Origin of the sequence: Streptomyces sp. NRRL WC-3549, from assembly GCF_000721935.1 — a bacterium.
In the GTDB taxonomy this organism is placed as follows: Bacteria; Actinomycetota; Actinomycetes; order Streptomycetales; family Streptomycetaceae; genus Streptomyces.
In genome coordinates this window covers 29602-30444 of record NZ_KL585438.1, presented here as the reverse complement: position 1 = coordinate 30444, position 843 = coordinate 29602, and the positions used below count along the sequence as shown (strand labels likewise).

The 843-nt window shown below is 76.2% G+C and carries 1 protein-coding gene; it reads right to left on the bottom strand.

The window, feature by feature from the left end; translation table 11 throughout:
- On the bottom strand, positions 1 to 843 hold an 843-nt coding region (locus tag IH13_RS0132520), incomplete at both ends, for a hypothetical protein (protein ID WP_063837521.1).

The following is an 843-nucleotide window of genomic DNA, read 5'->3' as shown; positions in this document are numbered from 1 at the left end:
ACGGCAGGACGGGGGCGGTCAGCGGGACGACACCGGGGTGCAGCGCCTCCGGGTCGACGGCGCCCGCCGCGATCATCGCCGCCGCGACCAGGACGCCCGAGCCGGCGACCGTCCAGGCACGCACGTCCCACCGGTCGGGCCGGTAGCGGGTACGCACCGAGCGCCGCCCGCCGAGCCTGAGCCCGGCCAGGGCCGCGACCAGGCCGGCCAGCAGCAGCGGCAGCCCGTACACCGCGCCCTGCGCCGCCAGCAGCCCGTAGGTGCCCGCGCACACCCCCAGCAGACCGCCCAGGGTCAGCGCGTTCGTGGTGTGCCGGACGGCGGGCGGGACCTCGGCGGTACGCCCGTACCCCCGCGCGTCCATCGACGCCGCGAGGGCCACCGAACGCTCCAGCGCACCCTCCAGCACCGGCAGCCCGATCTGGAGCACCGCGGCGACCCCGCCCGTCGGACGGCCGCGCAGCCGCCGGGCCGTCCGCAGCCGCAGGACGTCGGCGACCATGTTCGGCGCGAAGGTCATCGCCACGACGACGGCCACCCCCACCTCGTACAGCGCGCCCGGCAGCGACTTCAGCAGCCGGGCCGGGTTGGCGAGCGAGTTCGCCGCGCCGACGCAGATCAGCAGGGTGGCCAGCTTCGCCCCGTCGTACAGCGCGAAGACCAGCTGCTCGGCGGTGACCCGGCCGCCGAGCCGGACGCCCTGCGCCCAGCCGGGCAGCGGGACCTCGGGGAGGGCGAAGAGCGGGTGCGTCCCGGGCACGGAGGAGCCGAGCAGCACCGAGAAGACCAGCCGGACGCCCACGACGAACAGCCCGAGCCGGATCTGTCTCTTATACACATCTC